Annotated in this window: 14 protein-coding genes and 1 pseudogene; 10 read left to right on the top strand and 5 right to left on the bottom strand. The window is 66.2% G+C overall.

What is annotated here, in order from left to right; translation table 11 throughout:
• The first annotated feature begins 58 nt into the window (after window positions 1–58).
• The 4 genes from LV75_RS19365 to LV75_RS19350 all read left to right on the top strand — a co-directional run bounded on the left by LV75_RS19365 (window position 59) and on the right by LV75_RS19350 (window position 5,334).
• Entirely contained in the window at window positions 59–1,237 is a 1,179-nt protein-coding gene (locus tag LV75_RS19365) for an exonuclease domain-containing protein (RefSeq protein ID WP_253888354.1), read from the top strand.
• Between the two features lie 1,067 nt (window positions 1,238–2,304).
• Window positions 2,305–3,030, top strand: a complete 726-nt coding sequence (locus LV75_RS19360; RefSeq protein WP_253888353.1) for an alkaline phosphatase D family protein — start codon at window positions 2,305–2,307, stop codon at window positions 3,028–3,030.
• A 605-nt stretch (window positions 3,031–3,635) separates the two neighbouring features.
• On the top strand, window positions 3,636–4,880 hold the full coding sequence (locus LV75_RS36015; RefSeq protein ID WP_486303606.1) for an NsdA family TPR-like regulatory protein: 1,245 nt from the start codon (window positions 3,636–3,638) through the stop codon (window positions 4,878–4,880).
• Window positions 4,867–5,334: a GNAT family N-acetyltransferase gene (locus LV75_RS19350; RefSeq protein ID WP_253888351.1), complete on the top strand. Its 468-nt coding sequence runs from the start codon at window positions 4,867–4,869 to the stop codon at window positions 5,332–5,334. The genes LV75_RS36015 and LV75_RS19350 overlap by 14 nt, the downstream gene beginning before the upstream one ends.
• Before the next feature lie 120 nt (window positions 5,335–5,454).
• On the opposite strand, the gene LV75_RS19345 is transcribed toward LV75_RS19350, so the two are convergent.
• From LV75_RS19345 to LV75_RS19335, 3 genes are all read right to left on the bottom strand, one after another.
• Window positions 5,455–6,174 carry a Scr1 family TA system antitoxin-like transcriptional regulator gene (locus LV75_RS19345; protein WP_253888350.1) on the bottom strand — a complete coding sequence of 240 codons (720 nt, stop codon included), beginning with the start codon at window positions 6,172–6,174 and terminating at the stop codon, window positions 5,455–5,457.
• A gap of 87 nt (window positions 6,175–6,261) precedes the next feature.
• A complete protein-coding gene (locus LV75_RS19340) occupies window positions 6,262–6,774 on the bottom strand; it encodes an AMED_5909 family protein (protein ID WP_253888349.1) in 513 nt (170 codons plus the stop codon).
• 20 nt (window positions 6,775–6,794) lie between these two features.
• Complete coding sequence (locus LV75_RS19335; RefSeq protein ID WP_253888348.1) at window positions 6,795–7,262, bottom strand: Imm1 family immunity protein; 468 nt, start codon at window positions 7,260–7,262, stop codon at window positions 6,795–6,797.
• Window positions 7,263–7,889: 627 nt separating this feature from the next.
• Here LV75_RS19335 and LV75_RS35555 point away from each other — a divergent pair.
• From LV75_RS35555 to LV75_RS19315, 4 genes are all read left to right on the top strand, one after another.
• Window positions 7,890–8,240: a WhiB family transcriptional regulator gene (locus LV75_RS35555; protein ID WP_253888347.1), complete on the top strand. Its 351-nt coding sequence runs from the start codon at window positions 7,890–7,892 to the stop codon at window positions 8,238–8,240.
• Window positions 8,237–8,581: a hypothetical protein gene (locus LV75_RS19325; protein ID WP_253888346.1), complete on the top strand. Its 345-nt coding sequence runs from the start codon at window positions 8,237–8,239 to the stop codon at window positions 8,579–8,581. Before LV75_RS35555 ends, LV75_RS19325 begins: the two co-directional genes overlap by 4 nt.
• The gene (locus LV75_RS19320; protein ID WP_253888345.1) at window positions 8,578–9,462 is read left to right on the top strand and encodes a hypothetical protein; all 885 of its coding nucleotides are present in this window, start codon (window positions 8,578–8,580) and stop codon (window positions 9,460–9,462) included. Before LV75_RS19325 ends, LV75_RS19320 begins: the two co-directional genes overlap by 4 nt.
• Before the next feature lie 124 nt (window positions 9,463–9,586).
• Window positions 9,587–11,737: a P-loop NTPase family protein gene (locus tag LV75_RS19315; RefSeq protein ID WP_253888344.1), complete on the top strand. Its 2,151-nt coding sequence runs from the start codon at window positions 9,587–9,589 to the stop codon at window positions 11,735–11,737.
• 245 nt (window positions 11,738–11,982) lie between these two features.
• On the opposite strand, the gene LV75_RS19310 is transcribed toward LV75_RS19315, so the two are convergent.
• Window positions 11,983–13,608 carry a recombinase family protein gene (locus tag LV75_RS19310; RefSeq protein WP_253888343.1) on the bottom strand — a complete coding sequence of 542 codons (1,626 nt, stop codon included), beginning with the start codon at window positions 13,606–13,608 and terminating at the stop codon, window positions 11,983–11,985.
• Between the two features lie 70 nt (window positions 13,609–13,678).
• Between LV75_RS19310 and LV75_RS19305 the strand changes: the two are divergent.
• A pseudogene (locus tag LV75_RS19305) lies at window positions 13,679–14,479 on the top strand (alkaline phosphatase D family protein); the annotation flags it as partial.
• A 275-nt stretch (window positions 14,480–14,754) separates the two neighbouring features.
• Window positions 14,755–15,696 (top strand): hypothetical protein, encoded by a 942-nt coding sequence (locus LV75_RS19300; protein ID WP_253888342.1) that lies wholly within the window; start codon window positions 14,755–14,757, stop codon window positions 15,694–15,696.
• 205 nt (window positions 15,697–15,901) lie between these two features.
• On the opposite strand, the gene LV75_RS19295 is transcribed toward LV75_RS19300, so the two are convergent.
• Window positions 15,902–21,676 carry an ExeM/NucH family extracellular endonuclease gene (locus tag LV75_RS19295; protein ID WP_253888341.1) on the bottom strand — a complete coding sequence of 1,925 codons (5,775 nt, stop codon included), beginning with the start codon at window positions 21,674–21,676 and terminating at the stop codon, window positions 15,902–15,904.
• Between the last annotated feature and the right edge of the window lie 1,249 nt (window positions 21,677–22,925).

Raw genomic sequence — 22,925 nt, 5'->3', positions numbered from 1 at the left:
GCCTGGCCCCCAGCCGCGAAACGCCTCCCAAGTGCAACGCAGGTCGTATGGAGGTCGAATGGGATACGCCGTGGTCGACGTGGAGACGACCGGGCTCGCCCCCGGCAGGCACCACCGGGTCGTGGAGGTGGCGATCGTCCAGCTCGACGACCGCGGCCGGGTGACCGACGAGTGGTGCACGCTGGTCAACCCGCGCCGCGACCTCGGACCGGGGCACATCCACGGCATCCGCGCCGCGGACGCCCGGCTGGCACCCCTCTTCGACGACATCGCGGGCACCCTGGCCGACCTGCTCGCGGGCCGCGTGCTCGTCGGGCACAACGTGTCCTTCGACGCCCGGTTCCTGCAAGCCGAGTACACCCGCCTCGGCGTGGACCCGGGCTTCCCCACGATGCCCACCCTCTGCACCATGCGCCTGGCCGACCAGTTCCTCACCACCACCGCCCGCACCCTCTCCGCCTGCTGCACCGCGGCCGGGGTCGAGATGTCCCAGGCCCACTCGGCACTACACGACGCCCGAGCCACCGCGGCACTCCTGGCGAGCTACCTGACCCACGCGGGCACCCCCGCCCCGTGGTCAGACGCCCTCCGCGAAGCCAAGACCCGACCGTGGCCCGACCTGCCCCGCACCACCGCCCAGCCGGTAACCCGCGGACACGCACACCAGGACCAGCACTCCTTCCTGTCAAGACTGGTCGACCACCTCCCCCGCGTCAGCCACCCCCCACACGCCGACGAGTACCTGGCGGTCCTCGACCGCGCACTCCAAGACCGGGTCGTGTCGGTGGACGAGCAGCAGGAGTTGCTGGAGACCGCTCAGACCCTCGGCCTAGAACCACCGGACGTCCTGGCCCTGCACCGCACCTACCTGACCGACCTGGCCAACGCCGCCTGGTCCGACCGAGTGATCACCCAGGAGGAAGCCGCAGACCTCGAACTGGTCGCCTCCCTCTTAGCCCTAACCCCAGACGACCTCGCCAAAGCCCTCTTCCACCTAACCCCCGGCGACGCCGTGGTCTTCACCGGCCAAACCCGAGAACCCCGCCAGACCTGGGAAGCCCGCGCCACAACAGCGGGCCTCCAGGTAGGCGCCTCCGTCTCGAAGAAAACCCGCCTCCTCATCGCCGCCGACCCCGACAGCATGTCCGGCAAGGCCGCGAAGGCAAGGAAGCTCGGAATCCCCATCATCTCCGAAGACACCTTCGTAGCACTGTTCGCGACCATCAAGTCCTGCTAACGCAGGCACCCGACTGGGGCGCACCCGGCGCGGGGCGCGCCCCAGTCAGTTGCCTGATCTCCCGCCACCTATAGGCGATCCCCCACCTAGATGGCCACACGGTCCGATCCCACTTAGGCAGCCACTGAACAGCTCCTACAGCTGGCTGGCCAACTAGGTGGGGCGTCCTGGCATCAACGACCAACTAACTCGCTGCTGCCACCTAGCCTCCGAGCCAGCCCACCAACCCAGCCCTGAACCCCCAGACCCAGCGGCGCCACCCCAACCCCCAACAGATCCGCCCCAACCCACCCGCTCAGCCCCTGGACACTCGGACCCAGCGGTGCCAACCCGCCCCCCGTCAGGTCAGCCCCAACCCACCTACCCAGCGCCTGGACACTCGGAACGGCCGGTGCCATCCCAGCCCGCTCTCGGCTGCCCTGCCAACCCAGCGCCTGGACAGTCGGACTCGCTGGTGCCAACTGCTCGATGGGGTGGACCTGTTTTGCGTGGGGGGACGGCACCCGTAGCGTCGTTCGCAGCAGGGCCATGCTTTTCGGCCCCTGCTTTGCGGTCCTGCCACGGGTGTCGTAGGGGCCCCGCGCAAAACAGGTCCACCGCATCGAGCTTTTCGCATTGTCGCGGATCGGGCCCGATGTTGCCGCCAGGCAACGAGGCGTCCGATCCCGGTGGCCGAGGTCGCCGCCAGGCGACGAGGCCGTCCACCGGAGCCGAAGGCGGAGGCCCCGAAGTTCTTGCCCCGCACCCCCAGCTCGGGCATGCGTCAAGATCAACCTGATCGAAAGCCCCCAAATACACAGCCTACCGAGAAGCACCGACCCAACGGCAGCACCGACCAACACCCTGTGGACAACCAGAACCGTTGTGGACAACCAGCCATCGCACAACGCACCCACAAGCCCCCCAGCACAGCCCACCAACAATCCAGCACCAGCAACCACAGCGCGAACAACCCCGATCAACACCCCCTAACCCCCCGTACCCCAACCCCACCCCCAACCAGCCATCACATGAACATCAGGCGCATGCCCTAGCCCCCTCCCACCCACCGTCGTAGGAACAGATGCATGACTCTGCATCGAAGGACCTTCCTCATCGGCGGTCTAGCCAGCGCTGGGGTCGCACTGGCGGGTTCCTCCATCGCCAACGCCGTCGCCTATCCCTTCACCCTTGGCGTGGCGTCAGGTGAGCCCAGTGCTGACGGGTTCGTGCTCTGGACCCGTCTCGCGCCCAGCCCCCTCAACGCCGACGGGCTTGGTGGGATGGGCAGCGCGAACGCGGCGGTCGAGTGGCAGGTGGCCACTGATCAGTACTTCACGCAGTTGGCTGCGTCCGGCACGTTCACCGCGACCCAGACGTGGGCGCACAGCGTGCACATCGAGGTGACCGGCCTCGCCCCGGGGCGCGAGTACTGGTACCGCTTCCGCGCACTCGGCCACATCTCGCAGGTAGGCAGGACCCGTACTGCGCCCGCGACCGGGTCAAGCCCCGCGCTGACGATGCTGTTCGCGTCGTGTTCGCACTACGAGGCGGGGTACTTCACGGCTTACCGGCGGATGGCTGAGGAGAGCCCGGACCTGATCCTGCACTTGGGCGACTACATCTACGAGGGCGGCGCAGGCTCGTCCGGGGTGCGCACCCACCAGCCGTCCGGGGAGATCACCGGGCTCGCGAACTACCGGGTGCGGCACGCGCTCTATAAGCGGGATGTGGACTTGCAGGCCGCGCACGCGGTCGCGCCATGGCTGGTCGTATGGGATGACCACCACACGAGTCAGCTAGCAACAGCGTAGCACCGCACCTACCTGCGACTATTGCTCTAGGCGGGCTACCTGCAAACTGCCGTCCAGTCGGTACGCCCCCTGTCACCCCAGCGTGAGCGCAACGCGCCCATTCACTGCGAGACACGACGTGGGCACACGACGTGCATGTACGCTGGTCAGAGGTAGTCCACACCAACCTCTGGGGAGTCAGGTGACCTCTAGCCGCAGTAGGACGGCACTGGTGGCCACGCGCCTTGCGAACTCGGCGAGGTCTACCCGATGACCTGCCACGGCCAAGCCACCACCTCCAACCTGGCTACCGCCAGGAACGAGGTAGAGGAATAGGTTTGCGCCCGTCTAATACTTCGCACAGCGCACCAGGCGCCCCCGAGGGCCGCCGGTGTGCAGGCTGCCGTTCGCCGCTTGCCAGCGACAACACTGCACGCTTGTGCGTTAGGTGCCATCGGGATCAACGCGATCAACTTCGAACTCCGGCCACGCACAAGCCCGACTTCTTCGAAACAGACGACTTTCGGGCTGCATTTGCCGCCCAGCACATCGGAAAGGTAGTCAGGGCGTACCGTTATCACCCGAGCCACGTACGCCTGTTCGGAAAGGCGCTAAATCAAGATCTAGTGGGCCGATGGTTCGACCTAACTCAGTCACAGGTTAGCAAGCTTGAGAACGGTAAGCCCGAACAGAACCTCGACACGCTGCGAACCTACGCAAAGATCCTAAAGCTGCCGCCCAACTTGCTCTGGTTCGACTTTCCCGGGCAAACGAGAGCAATCACCACGCCCGTACCTCTGTCAGCGAACTACCTTGCCGAAGGTGCAGTCACCCGTTCAATATGGGACGACTCGTACCCCATATCCGGTGAGCGGTCAAGCGTAGAGAGCAGCAGCGGACTTCTATCGCGCGCAGCACGCCTGCATGGCGACCTTGCGGGCGCGCTCGCAGCGGGATTCATGCGAGAAGCAAGCATTGATGAGTGGGACCTCCATATAGCGCGACTGGGAGAAGCAACTCGTTACCGCTCCCCAGGTGTGCTACTTGACGACCTCATAGCCAGGGTTAGCGAGATGCGGGGCCTGATGTTGAGCGCGGGAAGCAGCGAGCGGCGAACACGATATGCTCGAATTCTGGCTCAACTTTCCGGGCTTATGAGCTTGACCTTGCTCAAGTTGAATAACATGGCCGGCGCCCGGGATTGGGTTAGGACCGCCGAGTTAGTTGCGGCGGAGGCCAACGATAGCAGTCTTCAATCGTGGACCTATGCCCAGGAAGCGTATTACCACTTCTATGCCGGAGACCTAAAGGCCACTATTGAGGCCGCGCAGCGTGCACAGCACACCGCGCAGGTCAGCGTCGGCGGAATCCTTGCCGCAGCGGTAGAAGCGCGCGCTCATGGACTTCTTGGCCGGGCAGACGAGACAGTGGAAGCAGTTAACCGGGCTGAAACGATACTGGAAAGGCTTGATTCCGGACTGCTAGTCCCGTCCGCCTTTGGCTATGATCTGGCCCAGTTGCGGTTTCACCAAGGAAACGCTCTGACACACCTAAAGGCCACTGCAAGCGCACATGTTGCTCTAGATCAGGCGCTTGAGCTTTACCCAGAAGACGACTACATGGACCGTGCGTTGGTGAATCTGGATCGAGCCCTGTGCATGATCCACGATGGCGAAGACGGATCGGCGGCCGAGCTTGCCGTAAACGTAATCACAACGCTTAGTAGATCGCAGGCGCTAGGGCTGATCGCTGGACGTGCAAATGAGGTGTTGCATACGTTGCGGCGCGACGTCCTTTCGAGCTCACCCGCACTTGATCTAAGAGACGCAGTTGCCGACCTTAATCGACAGGAGAATGATGTCCAACGTTGATATTCGCCTCGCCACCGAGGGCGACCTGAAGGACATCCTCGACCTGCTAGGCGAGATCGACAAGTACTACGGTGACGAGATGACAGAGTCTCCGGAAGAACGTGAGCGCCAAACGCGGGAGATTCTGTCAGGAAGCGAGTTTAAAAGCGCTCGCATACTCATCGCCTTCAACATGTCGAATGATGCGATCGGGTTTGCTTCATTCTCAGCCCTGTGGCCCGCTGCGGGCTCAAGCAGTTCGCTGTATCTCAAAGAACTGTACGTGCGGGAGAATCACCGAACGTTAGGCGCTGGCAAAGCACTCGTGCAACACTTGCTTAAGATCGCCACAGAACAAGGTTACTCTCGGGTCGAATGGACAACCGATAGAAGCAACGGTGGGGCCCAGAAGTTTTATGACAAGCTAGGGGCGACCGTAAACACGGGGAAGCTCTTCTATCGAGTTGAAGTGTGACATCACTGTTTACTCAGACCGAGCCCGTGAACAGCAATCAATTTGAACGATAGCTGTGAGGCCAGCCCGCCGGACTGGCCTCACAGGCTCCAACTATCTACCCTCCGAGAGTTCCGGACATCATGGGTCAGCAATCTGAGCGAGACGGACACGCGATTCGTCTTCATTGTCCGCCATGGTACTAATTCCACCCATAAGTCGCTTGTAATACCTAACATCACTCGGCGACTCCAAGTACAGTTCCCCTATGCCACGATTGCCCAATTTGACAATCGTCCTGGATTCAACGAGGTCTAATACTCGGAATGGCGAACCGATCTCCGGGGCGATCACCAGTCGAATGGTCAGGACCGAAGTAAGCCAGAAGAGAAGTCGCGCCTGTTCCTGCGCAGCCTTTGTAGACAGTTTAAGCCGCTGCAATGCAGGTAGGCCAATGTAGTAGGTTCGGCAAACTCCGTTACCGAGTTCGCGTTCAAACCGGGGTTGCGGACGAGATTCCGTGTGGAGTTCCCGTGGAATCTCGAAAGGCGCAAAAACGGTGACATCGCGGCTCAAGCTTTCGAGGATCGTCTCCGCCTTGTCGTGAACTTCTTGCCCGGATGGCCCCAGCCACCATTCAGGCTGCCTACGATTTCGATTGAGCTCTAAGAGAATGTTTCGTTCTTTCCGTGACCTGAATCCACATATATCGGCGAGCACAGCAAGATCGGCGTCGGAGATTGTCCGCTTTCCGGCCAGGAAGCGTGACAAATCAGACCTGTGCATCTCGCAACGCTCGGCGACAGCTTTATGTGGATCAGGAAGGTTATCCAGGGCATCTCGCATCAGAGTGCCCAGCACTAGCGCCCGCGCTCCCGGGGTCGAGTAAACCATTGATCCATTTCTGTGTGTCGGAGTCTTTGAACTCTACCTTCGTTCCATTTCGACCTACTCAGACTGGGCGGACGCCATCGTTGCACCGCTTTCGAGTTTCTTGACAGCTTCCCGGAACCCTGACGCGTACGCCCTAGCCAAGTGGTGATTCCTTCGATCTAGCTCCGCAACTACTTCAGAAAGTCGCGCGCATACCACGAAATATCGGGACCGTTCGGATATCGTCGCGCCTACTCCCGGACTACACGACTGGACATCACGCAACAACGATGACAGCGTCCGGAGCCGCAGGATTCTCTTGTTGTATGGGAATACGTCTACTTGATCCTTTGGAACTTCGGTGTCCGGTCGATTGGCCTTCTCTGCCTCCCTCTCGAACCAGTACATCAGTTCGAACTTGTGGCCCGTGTCTACGTCGACCAGGTTGCGATACACGGTCGCGCTACGTCGATAGTACGATCTCCATTCAGCCTCGGAAGCCGTTGGAGTCGGTCGAATGGCAACCAGTTCAGCGTGCGCCCCGGATAGCGTGTGGACTGTTACATTTCCGATGATGATGCCACTCATGTTCAGCCCTCCTTAGTCTGTTACGAGTCCCGGGTTGGCCATCTTGGGTAGTTCGGGCTGGAAGGGCGCCACTGGACACAGGCCGGGCGCTGAAAAGTTTGTAGCCATTCAATCAGCGCGACATACGCAGACTCGATGGTGATGGCACTACCGGGAGGAAAGACCATCCCGGTAGTGCCACTGAAGATTAGTTCCGCTGGTCTTCCGAGATGGATCGGGTTGTAGGAGTTGACGTTCGGCAGATCGGCACGGTCGTGGTCGGTGTGGTTGAGTGCAGCAATGCCGAGGGATGGGCGGACGCTGACCCGAAACTGGCTGTTGGGTACAGGGCCCTCAGGGGTCGTATAGAACTCGTGGTCGCCGACCAGAAGGATCGTTTCCCAGTCCACGTGCTCGATATTCAACACGTCCTCGATGAGGCTGACCGACTCCGACAGCCCGTTGGTCACGCGGGATATGCCCGTGCTGAGTGTGGCGGTGACGATCATGGGTGGCCACTGTCGTCCATCGCCGTGCGCTCCCTCATTGCGGACATACGCCCGTCCCCGGTGGACGGGCAAGCTAAGTAAGCACGGCCTCTCAAGACCGTCTATATCAGCGCGAGAATACGATATTCCAGCAACGACATAATGCCTGGTCAGAGGCTGTTTCGAGATCGCGAAACCCGCGCTAGGGAGACCGATGTTCACCCGTTCGCGCTAACACTCCGCGGTGACAATGAGATCGACTATTCCGCCAGAGAATATCGGCTCCCAGATATTCTTTCCCGGAATAATCCCTAGCCGCATACAGGCTTGACCTGGGAGTATTCCACACGAGAATCCTCCCATTCCCGCGTGGGCATAGTAGAGGTTTCCCCTGGGCGGCTTACTGGGTTGCAGCGACTCCGATCGGGGTCGGGTCAGCCGAGCAAGGGATTCGATATCAATGAGATTCACACGTTCTGATCGTGTTTCTGTTGGTCAAGTGGCTTGGCTTCTGGGCGTTAGCCGGGCTGGTGTGTGTCGTGCGGTGCGGGTGGGTGTGCTGCCGGTGGTGCGGACTCGGGGTGGGCTGCGGGTTCCGGTGTGCGTGGTGGCGCACTTGTCGGGTGCCCCGGTTGGGGGTGAGGCCCTGTGAGGCGGGAGATCGCGAAGAGGGTTGCGGCCGACCTGGACGGGGTTGCGGCCTTGTCGGGGGGCCAGCTGGTGGACGTGGTGCGGCGCGATGGCACGTGCGGCTGGTTGGCCACGACGGGGCAGACGCCGGAGTGGACGGGGGATGACCGGGCGGATCGGGAGTTGGTCGTGCCGATCTGCGGGGCGTGTCCTGTGCAGCGTGAGTGCCTGGAGTGGGACTTGCGGGTCCACGGCTACGCGTCGGGTGGGGTGTGGGGGCCACTTGCCGAGGATGAGCGGCGGGCGGTGTTCCCGGTGTGGTCGCAGCGGCGTGATGACGCGGCCGGTGGGGTCGGTGGTGCGCTGTGACGGCGGGATCGAGTGCGGCGCCTGCCGTGGTGGTGGGCGTGGTCGCGGTGGTCGCGGTGGCGTTGCTGGTGTGGGGCTGGCGTGCGTCGGCGCGGCGGGCGCGTGAGGCTGCTCTGCGGGCGGAGGTGGTCGGCGGTCCGGTGTCGCTGGTGGGGCGGACGGTGGTCGGGGCGCTGGTGATCGCCGGTGTTCAGTGGCTGGTGTTGACCCACCCCGCCGCGACGGGGTGGGCGAGGGTGGCGGCGTTGGGGGTGCCCGCGTTGTTCGCGTCGTGGTCGTTGGTGCGGGCCGTGAGCGGGGGCGGCGTTCATGAACGCCGGCAGCGTCGGGGGCGCCGATGAGCACGCCCACCGAGGATCGAGCGCGGCGCCTGGTCCAGGACGCGGCCGCAGCGGCGCAGGCGCGGGCCTATCAGACGCACCCGGACGTAGTGGCGCTGCGGGTGGAGCAAGTCCGTACCCAGGTGGACCGGCTGTGTTGGGCCGGGATCGGGCTGGGGCTGGCCTTCACGATGACCAACGTCCAACAGTTCGCCGCAGGCGGCGCCCCGCCGTGGACAGTGGTGTGGCTCGCCGCATGGTTGCTCGACCCCACGGTGTCGCTCGTGCTGCTGGCGATCCTGCGGGCGGAACAGGTCACCGCCCGGTATCGGGTGCGGACCGGGCCGTGGGTGCACCGTGCCAAGTGGGCCACCCTGGCGGCCACCTACGTGATGAACACGTGGGCGTCGTACGCGGCCGGGTCGGTGTCGGGGGTGGTCCTGCACTCGGTGCCGGTCATGGTCGTGTTCGTGGCCGCAGAGGCGATCACCGACCTACGGGACAAGCTCACCGAGACGGTCACCGCCGCGTTCGCCCACGCCTCCCACCTACACCGGACCGCGCACCCCGAACCGGTCGTCGACCACACCGACGGCGCCATGAACGTTCCCGACCCGGTCATGAACGCGGCGCCGGTTCATGAACAGCCCGACGGCCCGGGCCCGCGTCCTCGGAAGTTACTGGCCGACTACGTCGCCGACGCGCGGGCGAAGTGGTCCCCGGGGGTGAGCGTGACGCCAGCGTGGGCCCGGTCGGTGACCGGGTGTTCACGGGGCCTGTCCTCGCGGGTCGCGGCCGAAGTGAACGCCGGTATCACCGCTGACGGTGACCACGATGGGACCGCCACAGTGGACATCACTGTGCGCCGGAATCGGGGCGGTGGCGTCGATGCCGGACAGTGAACTCACCCGCAAGGTGTTCGATGCGGAGATTGTCGACGACGAAACTGTTACACCGCAACGGAAAAGGTGGAATCCGCGGAGTGGGGTCACCGCGGGGATACGGGCTGTTTTCGCAGGTCAGGACATGTTCGCTCGGGTGCGGCCGGTGGTGTCGTACCGGGTCCGGAAGGCGCCCCGTGACCTGGGGCGGCTGGCGTGGTTCCTGGTGCGGGGCGCGGGGCGGTGGGTGTCCCGGGGGTGGCGTTGGGCCTCCTACGCGGACTTGCGGGCCGATGCCCGCGCGGCCCGGGTCGCCGGTGACCCGCAGGCGCGGCGTACCGCGCAGGACCTCATCCGGTCGGACGCTCGTGCCCGATGGGCCAAGGTCGGCGGGGCGGTGCGTCGCGTGCTGGTCACCGCCTCTGTGGTGACCGCCCTGGTCGTGCTCCTGGCGTTGTTGGATGCCCTGGTCGGCCGGGAGGGCATGCCCGGGTGGCTGCGGGGGCTCTACGACCTGCGGGACGCGGTCACCGACGCGGCGGCGGTGGCGTGGTCGTGGCTGCCGTGGCTGGCCACCCTCGGGGCTCTCGGCGCGGCCGTGTGGGAGGGCCGTGACCGCACCCCGGGGGCCGGGTGGCTCACCCACCCCGACCGCACCGATTCGGACTCCTGGGTGGACGAAAGGATGATCTCAAAAGCGTTGGCACACCTGGGAATCGCGCCACTGGCAGCGTTCTTCAAGAACGGCGGAGAACTCCTCTACAGCGTGCCCGCCCGCAAGGACGGCGACGGAACCCACACACAGGTCCGGCTCCCTCTCGGGGTGACCGCCGAGATGGTCACCGACCGCCGCAAGGTCCTGGCCGCCAACCTCGGGCGGGCCGCCCTGGAGACCTGGCCCACCACCGGTGAGGAAGACGGGGTGCTGGACCTGTGGGTGGCCGACAAGGGCACCCTGTCCGGCGGTGCCGGTGACTGGCCCCTGCTACACGAGGGCACCGTGGACCTGTTCGACGGCGTCCCGTTCGGCCTGTCCCAACGCGGCACCGTGATCAACGCACCCCTCATCGAAACCAACTGGCTCGCAGGCGGTCGCCCCGGCCAAGGCAAGACCAACGTTCTGCGGGTGCTGCTCCTCGGGGCAGCCCTGGACCCCACCGCCGAACTGTGGGCCTACGTCATGGGCGAGAGCCCCGATTTCGAGCCCCTGGCACCCCGCCTGAGCCGCTACCGCGTCGGGATGGACGACACGGTGGCCGCCGACGCCGTGCAAGCCCTCGAAGACCTCCTGGGCGAGATGGAACGGCGCGGCAAGGTCCTCGGTGAGCAACCCGGACGGCCCCCCAAGGTCTCCCGCAGACTCGCCGACAACCCCCGCCTTGGCCTGCACCCACTCGTCATGGCCATCGACGAATGCCACGAACTATTCCAGCACCCCCGCTACGGCAAACAAGCGCAGGAGTTGGCCGTCCGGCTCATCAAGCGCGGCCGCAAGTACGGGATCATCCTGCTACTTGCCACCCAATCTCCCACCAAGGACAGCATCCCCAAGGAAATCACCCGTAACATTTCCTGCGGTGTCGCGTTCGCCGTCGCCGACCACATCGCCAACGACGGACTACTCGGCTCCGGCAAATACCGCGCCGGTATCCGAGCGACCGAACTCCGCATGAAAACCGACCGGGGCACCTGCGTCGCGGTCGGCGTCACCGACAACACCTTTGAACTGGTCCGCACCTTCTACGTTCCCTTTGACGACGGCAACGACATGGTCACCCCCGTCATCCACCGCGCCATGGCACTACGCGCCCAACACCCCCACACCCTCACCACTGGCCACACACCCCTGGAAATCGAGGCACCACCCGACCCGCTGGCCGACATCCACCACGTCCTCAACCAAGAGACCCGCGTACGCACACAGACCGTCCTGGCGCGACTCGCCGCGCTCAACCCTGACGTCTACGAACCCTGGACCGCCCGCCACCTCCGCGCCGTACTCGACGAACACGGCATCCCACCCCGCAAGTCCGACGGCCACATGGTCATCCGAACCGACGATATCAACACCGCCATCACCCACAGGGAACACGCCAGGGACGACACCGGGAACCAGGGACCTTTCCCTGCCCCCTCCCCGCACCGCACTCCCTGCCCTGACCAGCATAAACAGGCGCCAGGGACCCGCCACAACCACACCCGCAATACCCCCACAACCCGCCCGGAACCAGGCGCCACGACCAGGCACCCCGCCTCCCTTCCCCACGACGAGGGGAGGGGCCGCCACGACGATTGAGTCACGACCCGCCTCATCCGGTCGGACGGCATCCGGCGCCGAGGACAACGCCACTATCGCCATCACGGCGGGTACCGATGGCGCGCTGTGGGTCTCCATTGAAGGCGCCGACATCGAACACTTGATATCCACCATGGAAACGGCATACGAGATACTTGGACACCAGAAGTGGCAGACGCCCTGAAACGCAAAGAACCCCTCTCGTCGCCCGGACGAGAGGGGTTCTTTATGGAGGCCAGCGGTGGTCAGTCCTGGTGGGGTTTCAGTTGTTCCTGTTCGGCGGGAGGCTGAATCAGTAGGTCGGCGACATCCACGGTGGCGCCGGTGTTGCGGTCGTACCACTTGGCCAATTCCGGCATCGACTCCTGCCACCCGTCCGGCAAGCGCCACCCCGCCGACCATGACCCGTCATAGCGCTTCTGCACGGCGAAAGTGAAGCCAAGTTCCAGCCATCGTAGCCGCCGATCCTCCGACGACAGTCCCGCGAGTTCCTCTTGCCACGTCCGATCCGTCGGAACCCACTGCACCCCGCCCGGGTCGATCGGAAGCGCCCTCAGCGTGTCAATATCGGCGAGAATCTTCTCGCCATCCTTCATGATGCGGCCACGGTCGGTCGCCGACTTGGCCCGCGCAACCCCCGACATGATCTTTCCATACTCACGTTCCAGCTTCGCAATCTCATTCGCATGAGTGGTGGGAGGCAGGATCACCCGCTCCCGAACAGGGACCATCGCGAAGATCCTGTAGAAGGCTTGCTCCGCTACAGGCTCGATCTGTTCAGCATGCATGGCCGGGCCGTGCTTCTTTGACGGGCACTGCCAGTAGTTGTACTGATACTCGACTGCGCGCCCATCCGAGAGAGTTCGATCGTGATGCGCGATCCGATGCCACAACGGTTCAAGACATTCAGGGCATACGAGCACACCAGAGAACCCGTACGGCTTGTTACTTCCACGCTTCTTCCGCATCGCCCGCTCATCAAGTCGAGCGATGATCTCCGCTTGTTCGGCGGGCTCCAAGATCCCGAACTCGACCAGATCGGGGTTCGCCAGAACGCGACGAATTACAGTAACGCTCCAGCCATGCTCCTTAAGCTGGACCTTTGCTACGTCTTCCCCTCTCCGCTGCGCGGCCAACACCATCTGGCGGTTTCGTGGCGCCAGGACCTTGTTATCCGTGAGCCAATCGCGCATCTCAGTGAGCATCTTTCCCTCCCTTGCCATCTTGGACAGGGAGTGCAGGACCTTGACCGCGTACTGGTCCAGCCCCAGAATCCAGCCGCCACCTGGAAGTTCGACCGGCATCGTGCCGTAGACGTGCCCCTCTCCACCCCAGCGACCCGCTTCCTTGAGACGCGCTTTGGCGTCAATGAAGCGCTCCCGCATCCGCTCACGTTCCATGCGAGCAAATGCCGCGATCAACGTGATCAAGAACTCGGCCATGGAGTTACTGGAGTCGATACCCTCAGCGATACAAATCAGGCGCTTACCGCGCGCCCGCACCCATTCAAGCAACCTCAGGGCATCCACGACATTCCGCACGAGCCGATCCAACTTGGAGACAATCAACGTCTTCCACGGCTTCGGAGGTGCATCCGATAGCCACGCCTTAAGCCCTCCACGCTTCTCCGGCTCCAGATCACCGGACACATGAAGGTCCTCGACAGTGGCCACGATCGGCACCCCGTACGCGTTCGCCCACCGGTGCGTGTCCCTCGCCTGAGTAGCACCTGACGTGCTCTCATCCGTGAAATGCGACTGCCGGACGTAACACAGCGCGGCATCCCCATCCGGGATGAACGGAACCACCTCTGGCCGCTCGCTGTCCTGCTTCTTGAACCTGCGCCGCTTCCGGGGTGTCGGTGCGCTCATGGTCGTATCCTCGCTGGTAGACGCCACGTCAACTGTAGTTCGCTGACTCACGTCGCGCGACCACGAAGTTGAAAATAACTACGCCAACCTGATCCGCGCTGACAGCTCCCCCGCTGGCGACTTCGCAGCGCGGCGCGCGGCGGCGTACAAGGCCTACTACGAGCACATGCCGTTGCGTTCGGCGCAGGCCCCGTCCGGGGCGAACCTTCAGCTCTACCGGCGTTTGCGGTGGGGCAGCCTTGCCACGCTGCACATGCTCGACACCCGTCAGTACCGCGATGACCAGGCTTGCGGTGATGGCACCAAGGTCTGCCCGGCGGCGGATGACCCTGGGCGCACGCTGACCGGGGCAGGGCAAGAGTCGTGGTTGCTCGACGGTCTTGGCCAGCGGTTGGGGACATGGGACCTGATTGGTCAGCAGGTGTTCTTCGCGCAGAAGCTGGCGGCCGCCGACGGGTCTAAGAGCATGGATTCGTGGGACGGCTACACCGCCAACCGGGGTCGGATTCAGGCGGGCTGGCAAGCGCGTGGCAATACTCCGGTAGTGCTAACTGGCGATGTCCACCGGCATTGGGCGTCGAACATCATGGACAACTACGCCACCCAGAACAAGGTGATCGGCACCGAACTGGTCACCACGTCGATCACCTCGGGCGGCGACGGCAACGCTGCCGACACCGGCACGTCCAGCCTCAACCCGCACGTGAAGTTCCACAAGAACCAGCGCGGTTACGTGCGAACGGTAACCACCCCGACGCAGATGAACGTCGACTTCCGCGTGCTAGACAAGGTGACTGTGCGGGACTACCCGATCAAGACCGTGCAGAGCTACGTCATCCAGGCAGGCAACCCCGGACTTCAGGCACCGTGAACAGGAGAACCATGCGTGCACTAGTCGTGGCGGGCGCTACCGCCGTTTGTTCCGTTCTGTTCGCGGGCCAAGCCTTGGCAGATGGCACTACCCCCGCTGACATCACTTGGGTAACCGCCAACTCAGCCTCCACCGGCGACCAAGACAACTCCGCCATCGCCACCGTCCGCACCGGCTACACCGCTGTTGTGTGGGAGGACGATCGCGACGCCACCAACCCCGGGGACCCAATCCACAGTGAGGTCTACCTCCGTCTCTATAGGGACGGTGCTTCCTTGTACGAGAAGAAGCTTTCCGCTGGCGGCACAGGAAACTGGCGTCACGTCCAGCCAGACGTTGCCCTGCACGAGGACGGCAGCGCCGTCGTGGTGTGGTCAGAAGACCCTGATGCCAACGGGTACTACAACATCGCCGTGCGCGCAGTGAACGCAGCGGGAACTGTGACAGGTAGCACTACCGCGAACGCCAGCGCTGACGGACAGCAACTCAACCCGTCTGTAGCGGCGGACCCGGACGGCGCCGGATTCGCTGTGGCCTTCGAAGACCAGCAAGGCACCGCCGCTCCCACTGTTCGCCTCTCCGGCTTCGCCTCCATCACGTCCAAGACCTACGAGGTTCAGGTCAACAACGCAGGCGGCACGCACCAAACCCCGGACGTGGCTATGGGTGCCCCCGGGAACGCCATCGTCGCCTGGACCGAGGACGGCGACGCCAACGGCTCGTTCAACGTCGGCCGCAAGATCGTGACCCCCGCAGGAGCGGTCAAACTCGCCCAAGGCGTCGCCAACGTGACCACTGCGGGCCAGCAGCGCCATCCCTCCGTGGCCGCCAACTTCAATGGCGACTTCGCGATCGCGTGGGAGTCGGACGCCCAGGTGGGGGTGCGCTCGTTCACCGCGGCGGGCGCTGCGCGGGCCACCACCGACACGCTCCTGCCTGGAACGGACCCGCAGGTGGGCATCGACGACCAGCTCGCAGTGGTCGTGAACTGGGCTGAAGCCACTGACATCTTTGCCCAGGGCCTGAACCCCAACGGCAGTACTACCGGCCGCCTCCCGCGCATCAAGGTCCACACAGTTGTGACCGGGAGCCAAACGGAGCCGGCGGTGGCAGTGAGTCCGTTCGGGCAGATCATCCTCGCCTACACCGACGACAACGACGGCAACGGTTTCGACCAGATCCGGCTTGGGACAGGACTCATCAACTCAGTCTGGTAGAACGATCAGCCGCCTCGGCTCCGCCAGTGGAGGGCCGAGGCGGCTGAACACCACGCCTCACTGGGTCTGATAACGCGCGTAGTTCAGTCCACTGCCGAACGCACGCTGCTCGACCAAGTCGAGGTCGAAGCGCACGCCGTCGGCGTCCGGAAACGCCGATGGGGCGCACCCCGCGCCGGGTGCGCCCCATCGGACTGCTGGTGGATCAGCTCAACGTGACGCGCAGCGGAGTGCGCTGGGTCGGGGCGTCCGGGTAGGTGATGGACACCGTGATGGTGGACTGGCCGGTGGGGCGCTTGGCGGTCTTCCACAGCAGCACGAAGCTGTCGCTGAAGGGGTCGTAGAGCGGGGTTGTGGCGCGCAACTGCTGGACCCCGTCGATGGAGACGGAGACGCGGCCGCTGAGCAGCAGCAGAGCCGAGGCCAGCTGCGGGATCGGGGTGCCGTTGGCGTCGGTCAGCTGGAAGCGGACCGGCACCAGGTCACCGGCGCGGACCGGGCCCGTCGGGGCCAGGAACTTGACGCCCAACTGGACCTGGTGGGTGCTGGTCGCGGCGCTGGCGGCGAACGAGGCGGAGCCGCTGTAGTCGGCTCGGACCTGGTGTTGGCCGATGGTCAGGTTCGCGACCGGCTGGCTGGTGGCGGAACCGCCGACGAGCGCGACACGGGCACCGAGCGGGCGACCATCCACAACGAACTGGATGGTGCCGTCGGGGGTCGTGCCCGCCGGGCCGGAGACGCGGGCCGTGAAGCGGACAGCGCCACCGATGGTGGACGGGCTGGGGTCGCCGACGACCGTGGTGCTGGTGGTGGCCGCGGTGATGCGCAGCTGGAACTGCTTAGTCACCGTGGACACCGCATTGGTGGCGGTAACCGTCACAGCGAACGTGCCAGCGGCGGTAGGCACGCCTGTCACTCGGCCGTTCTGCCCGATCGACAGACCCGGCGGAAGACCGGTAGCGCTAACGGTCTGCGGCGAGCCGGTGATGGTCAATGCGCCCGTGTAGGGCGAGCCAACCCGACCGTCTGGCAAGGTGCCGTCGATCGTGACCGGCGCCAAAGCCGACACAGTGACCGGCGAGGACTCAGACGGCTCAAGCGCGGCCGAACCCGCGTAAGAAGCGGTGATCACGTGGGAGCCAGCCGCCAGCGTGGTGCGCAGAGTGGCTACGCGGTCAGCCAACGACGCCTGACCCAGGACAGTGGTTCCGTCCCGGAAGGTCACCACGCCCGCAGCACCGACGGCAGAGTCAACGCGCGCGGACAGGGTCAACTCGGCGCCTGCGGCGATCGGGTTGGGGGTCGCTGTCAACGTCGTCGAGCTTGAGCCCTTGGCGACGCGGATGGTGGCGACGGCGTCCGACGAACCATAGGCGTTGGTGGCGCGAACCGTGAAGGTCCGGTCACCAGCCTCGGTAGGCGTACCGCTGATGACGCCCTCTTCGCTCAAGAACAGCCCCGCGGGCAATGTGCCCGCAGCGAGCGTTACGGCCGCCGGGGAGCTCAGACCGAAGGCGAAGGAGTACGCCTCGCCGACAGTCGCCGGGGTCGGGGTGCCGGAGATCGCGGCAGGGCTACCGGGGCGGATACCGACCAGCACGGGGTCGTGGTCGCTGGTGCGGAAGCGGTCCGGCGCGTAGAGCGACTGGACCTGTCCCGGAGTCTTGAAGTCGGTGTTGTAGTCGAGCACCGACGGCTCGTCGGCGTTGGTGTGGGCCTCGCCCGCACCGGTCACCTGCGGGGCGAGCGACCGCGACGCGAGGGCGTGGTCGAGGTAGCCCCACTGGCCGTCGAAGACGTACGAGTACGCCTCGGCGCCGCCGAAGGCCTTGGGCAGGTTGACGTAGCCCGCGGCCTCCAGCACCGCGATCGGGTCCTCACCCGCGTAAGAGTTGAGGTCGCCGACGATCAGCACGTCCTCGTCGCCCGCGGCGGGCACCACGATCTCGCGCAGCCAGCGGGCCAACTCGGTCGCCTGCGCGGTGCGGCGGACGTTCCAGCAGCTCTGCCCGTCGCCCTGGTCGGTGTCGGGACCGCTGGTCGGGCAGGAGCCCTTGGACTTGAGGTGGTTGGCGGTCACGGTGAACCGGGACCCGTCGGCGGTGGCGAAGGTCTGCGCGACCGGCCGCCGCTCGAAGACCGGGTTCTGGTCGACGAAGGTGGCGCCCGCGACCGGGGTGACCCGGTCGGCGCGGTAGAGCACGGCCACCTTGATCGCGTCGGTCCCGGCCACGTCGACCACGCCGGTGGCGGCGTCGGCGTCCACGAAGGACCACACGGTCGAGCCCTCGGCGGCGTTCAGCGCGGCCACCAGGGCCTGGATGGCGCTGCCCGGGCCGTAGCCGTCGTTCTCCAGCTCCATGACACCGGTGACGTCGGCGTCCAGCGAGCGGATCGCAGCGACCTCCTTGGCCAGCTGGCGCTGGTACTCGGTGTCGTCGCCCGCGCCGCGGCAGTCGGTTACCGCGCCCTGGGTGCCCAGCTTGCAGCCGGTGTAGGTGTTGAAGAAGTTCAGCAGGTTCGCGCCCGCGACGTGGACGGTGGCGTTGCCGGTGTCCGGACGTGCTGTCGGCCGCTGGTTGACCGCGTCGAACACGGCGGTGCCGCCGAGCGCGCCGATGGGACGCAGCCGGTAGGCGTTACCGCTGGCCGCGTTGCCCGCCCAGGTGTAGGTGAGCACACCGACCGGCGCGGTGACGGTGTCGCCGCCGCGCAGCGTGTTCTGCGCGGACAACGGCTGGCCTGCCCGGCCGAAGACGATCGGGTCGGGGTTCTGGCCGTTGGTGGCGTCGTCGATGATCAGCCGGTTGAGGTTGTTCGCCGCCTGCTTGGCCTGCACGGCCGCCTGGTCGGTCGCCCGGATGACCGAGGTCGGCTGCTGCAGCCTGCCACCGGAAGACACCACGACCTGGCCGAAGCGGCCGAGCTGGAAGTGCTCGGTAACGGTAAGAGTCTGCGCGACCTTCACCAGCATGCCCTCGACCCGCTCCAGGTCGGTGGCGTTAGGCAGCGGCAGGGTCACCGAGGTCGGGGTGACCACGGCTTGCGTGCCACACGGCTGAACACCGGTAGCGGTCGCGGTGATCTGGGTCTGGCCCTGGAACTCCGACGCGGTGCCGGTCACCTGGACGACATCGCCATTGGAGACCAGGTTGGCGCCGTTGTCGAACACGAAGACGCCGTCGGAGGTGGCGGGGTCGCCGTCGCCTCCGTCCTGCAGGTAGAAGCCGCGCAACGCGGGCTGAGCACCCTCGTAGTCGCCGACGACCGTGCCGCGAATGGTCACGGTCTGACCGTTCTTAGGCGTGATGTCTCCGGTGCCCTGAACAGAGCCGATAGTGCCTACCGGCGAGGTGCATGCCGGGGCGGCGCCAACAGCGACGGTGGCGCCAACAGCCTTGCGCTGCCACTGCGGGAGTTCCTTGGCGATGGTGCCGTCACCGTAGAAGACGGTGTCGCCGTCGTCGGTGAGGACCTGGACGGTGGCGGTGTCGGTCAGCGGGTTCGGCACGTCCACGATGGCCTCGGGCTTGCCGACCTGGCTGAACGCGTCGAGCGAGCCCGAGCGCGGCAGCGGCTGGTGGGTGGCGTCGCCGTCCCAGCTGTAGAAGGCGTACTCGCCCGCGGCGCCGGTGCCCGCGCTCGACGGGCCCGCGATGATCAGGTACTGGTTGGCGGCGTTGCGCCGGATCTCGCGAACGCCGCGGCCGCCGAGGTCCCACCGCAGAGCGGTGCCGAACGAGGCGGTGACGCCGGTGGTCGGGTTGGCGGTGACGAGCGCGGCGGCGTTGGTCACCGGGATGACGATGGCCTTGCCGTCGCCGGTGAGCGGGCCGCGGAAAGCCAGCAGCAGGGTCGTGCCATCGGGGGCGAACTCGGCACCCTCGATGTTCACGCCGGTAGCGCCACCGGCGCCGTCGCCCTCGGGGGCGCGAGTCGCGGCGGCGGCGATGCCGAGGGTGTCACCATTGGCGTGGTCCCACGCGATGAGGTCGTCGCGCAAGGTCTGGTAGCTGCCGCCGAGCGCGAAAGACGCACCAGTGCCCGTACCGGTCACTTTGGTGGTGAACAGCTCTTGACGATTGAGACGGGTCTTGGCCGAAGAGTTCTGGCCGTGCGAGCCGATCCAGAAGATCGTGTCGCCGGTGCGAGCTGCGGCTTCGATGTCGATCTCGCGGGTCACGTCGGTGTCGCGCAGCGCGAGCCCGGCGGCGCGGACGTCGAAGGACTGCGCGGGGTAACGCGAGTGCTCGCGGTCGTAGACGCGCAGCACGTTGGTCTCGTCGTCGGACACGACCATCGCGCCACCACCGAGGTCGATCGCGGTGCTGGCGTCACTGGCGCCGTAGTAGCTGCGCTGGCCCGCGGGCAAGGCAGCGGAAACAGCGACAGGCAGTGTCGTCGAGGCGGTGAGCACACCGTCAGACACAGTGATGGTCAGCGTCGCGCGGCCAACCGCGGCGGGGGTGAAGGTGAGGGTGCGGACGTCGCCGGTGCCGGTAGCGCCGCCGGTCACGATCGCCGGGGCGCTGCTGGTGACGGTGACGGTCAGCCCGCTGGCCGGGGTCTCGGCATCGCCAACGGTCACAGTGCGCACCGCGGGTGGGTTGTCCGGGTCCGCGACGGTCAGCGCCAGTTCCTGCGTGGCGGAGATGGTCGGCGCTGTGTTCGTGTTGCCCGAGATGCTGATCGCGACGGTGCGGCTGTCGACCTGCCCGCCGGGGCCCGAGACGCGGACCCAGTAGCTGGCGGACTCGGTCAGCGCCGGGGTGGTGAACGACGCGCTGGTGGCGCCGCTGACCGGGTTGGCCGTGTTGCCCGAGGTGCCGCTGTACCACTGGTAGGTCAGCGGGCCGGTGCCGGACGCGGTGACACTAAGGGTCGCGGTGGCGCCGGAAGCGACGGCGGTGTCCTGGGGTTCCGCGGTGATCGAGGGCGCGGTGGTGGACGACGCCGGGGCGAGCGCGACACCGCGGAACACGGTGTTGGTGGCCGCGGTGCGCAGCACGGTCGAGGCAGCGGCGATAGGAGCCGCGGAAGCTGCGGTGTCGTCGACCTTGACCAGCACGTTGTTGGTGGTCGTGGCGAAGAGGGTCACGCCGGACCCGGTGACCTCGCCGGTGAGACCACGGACAGCGCTGTTGGACGGGCGGAACGAGCCGCGCGCGGTCCAAGCAGTGCCGTCGGAGGAGAACTTAAAGATGCCGCCCGCGGCAGAGTCATCAGCGACATAGAGGGTGTCGACGCCGGGAACAGCCGGATCGCGATCGAGCGCCGCGACGGCGTAAGGGCTCGCGACGGGGACGGTCAAGGCGGGAGTCTGTCCGCCGGTGGTCGGCAGACCAGCGCCGACGGTGTAGACGCCGGTGGTGCCGCTACCGGTGCTGACGTAGAGCTGCCCGCCCGCAACAACCGCGGCACGCAGGTTCGTCGGGTTGGCGGAGTTGATCTGGGTAGAGGTACCTGTCGAGCCGAGGGCCGCGAGGCGAACGCCACCGTTAGCGCCAACAACCCAGAACCGGCTGCCGTCGTCGGTAGCCGCACCACGCACGTTGTTGGCACTGAAGGTGTCGGTGACCGTAGTGGTGGTGTCGACCGTGCCGGAGCCGTCGACCCTGCCGACCACGCGGTTGACCGCGGCGGAGTTGGTGCTGGCGACGCTTGCCAAGCCCGGGTCGGCGTCGTAGCCGGCCAAGGTCAGGTAGCGGCCGTCGGCGGAGCGGGCAAGAGCCCCTTCCGAGGTCGCCGACCCGCTCAGCGTCAGGCGCTTGCCCGCGCCCGCGGCGGTGGGCAGCGGCACCGATTGCACCAGCGTGCCCGCAGGCGTGTACTCGTCGAGGAAGACCGCCGTGGCCGCGCTGCTCAGCGCGGCGTCACCGGTCCCCACCCTGGCCACCACGATGTTCCCTGGCGCGAACCCGACAGCCGCGGCGGACTGGCCGGAGACCACCGCGACGACGGACGCCGCGAGAGTGGTCACCACCAATCCACCGAGGAGACGTCGCGGACGTGAGCGCACGTCAACTCCCCTTCATCCACACAACCCTGCCCAACACTGCCGGCTGAAACTAGATCGCCGAACGACCCCGCGATAGGCCTGTTCGGGCAACGTTCAGCCAGCGTGCATCCACCGTCTGTGGCGGTGAACAGCCCACCAACCAGGCGTTCTTCACTCCGGTGAGGACCTCACGCCGTCCGGCGGGATCAGTCGCGGCGCTGCAGCAGGCTCGGCCCGATAATCCGCCGCACCACCCGCCGCACAAGAGGCTTCTGCTCGGGCTTCTTAGCCACTGGAGCCGGAGCGGGCGAAGGAGCCTGTGGCGGGAGCGGCGCCGGGGCCACCGGGCTCGGCGCGATAGGCGCGACTGGTGCGACGACGGCTTCGGCGCTGCGGGCAGCGGGTGAAGGCGCAGCGGGTGAAGGCATTGTGGGCGCGGCAGGCGCATCTGCCACTGATGGCGCAACCGGAGACATCCGGGCCGACAGCGACTCCAGCCCGGTGGACCGCGGGCCCACCGGCGCGGTGGGTGCGAGGTGCGCGGGGTTCAGCCTCGACGATAGCGACTCCGGGGCCTCGGGAGCCGCGGGCGGGGCGAACGGAGACGGCGCGGGTGGAACTACCTGCGTAGACGCGACCGGCCTTGGCTGCGGCGACACGGGGGCAGGCTGCGGGGCCACGGGCCGCACAGGCGCGGGCGGCGGGGCCATGGGCTGCACAGCGGCCATGGGTTGCACAGCGGCGGGGGGCTGCACAGCGGCGGGCCGCGGGGGCTGCTCCACCGGCGCGAAGGCCTGAGCAGCCGCCGCGTCGGTGAGCGCGGGCGGGGCGGGGGCCTCGGGCTCGACCGGCCGGAAGGGGGCGAACAGGTCGACCGGGGGCTCCTGGGCGCGCGGCGCCTTCACCGGCACGGCTTGAGCGGGGATCACCGGCTGGTCGGGGACGCGGGTGAACCGGACGGTCACGGCGCGCTGGACGGACGTCTGGCTGGGTGCGGGACTCGGGGTCGGGTTCGGCACGGCGTCGATCTTGTCAGCCCGGCCACCCGGTCGCCAGGTGGGGGTCGGTTCGACCGTCGGAATTGTCGGCGCCCGACCGGGCAATGGCGATTCTCGGACCTACCGGAACCGACCCCACCGCCGCCGGTTCCCGCAGCCCAGGGACCTGAGCGGGCGAAGTGCGCGGTGGCGCCCCGGCCGCGGGCGAGGTGTCGAAGAAATATTCGGATAAC

Source organism: Actinokineospora diospyrosa, assembly GCF_024171925.1.
Taxonomy (GTDB): domain Bacteria; phylum Actinomycetota; class Actinomycetes; order Mycobacteriales; family Pseudonocardiaceae; genus Actinokineospora; species Actinokineospora diospyrosa.
This window is presented reverse-complemented; position numbering and strand designations above follow the sequence as displayed.

Coding starts and splice junctions, on each gene's coding strand:
- LV75_RS19365 (WP_253888354.1), top strand. CDS start 59: ATGGGATACGCCGTGGTCGACGTGGAGACGACCGGGCTCGCCCCCGGC.
- LV75_RS19360 (WP_253888353.1), top strand. CDS start 2,305: ATGACTCTGCATCGAAGGACCTTCCTCATCGGCGGTCTAGCCAGCGCT.
- LV75_RS19350 (WP_253888351.1), top strand. CDS start 4,867: ATGTCCAACGTTGATATTCGCCTCGCCACCGAGGGCGACCTGAAGGAC.
- LV75_RS19340 (WP_253888349.1), bottom strand. CDS start 6,774: ATGAGTGGCATCATCATCGGAAATGTAACAGTCCACACGCTATCCGGG.
- LV75_RS19335 (WP_253888348.1), bottom strand. CDS start 7,262: ATGATCGTCACCGCCACACTCAGCACGGGCATATCCCGCGTGACCAAC.
- LV75_RS19320 (WP_253888345.1), top strand. CDS start 8,578: ATGAGCACGCCCACCGAGGATCGAGCGCGGCGCCTGGTCCAGGACGCG.
- LV75_RS19315 (WP_253888344.1), top strand. CDS start 9,587: ATGTTCGCTCGGGTGCGGCCGGTGGTGTCGTACCGGGTCCGGAAGGCG.
- LV75_RS19310 (WP_253888343.1), bottom strand. CDS start 13,608: ATGAGCGCACCGACACCCCGGAAGCGGCGCAGGTTCAAGAAGCAGGAC.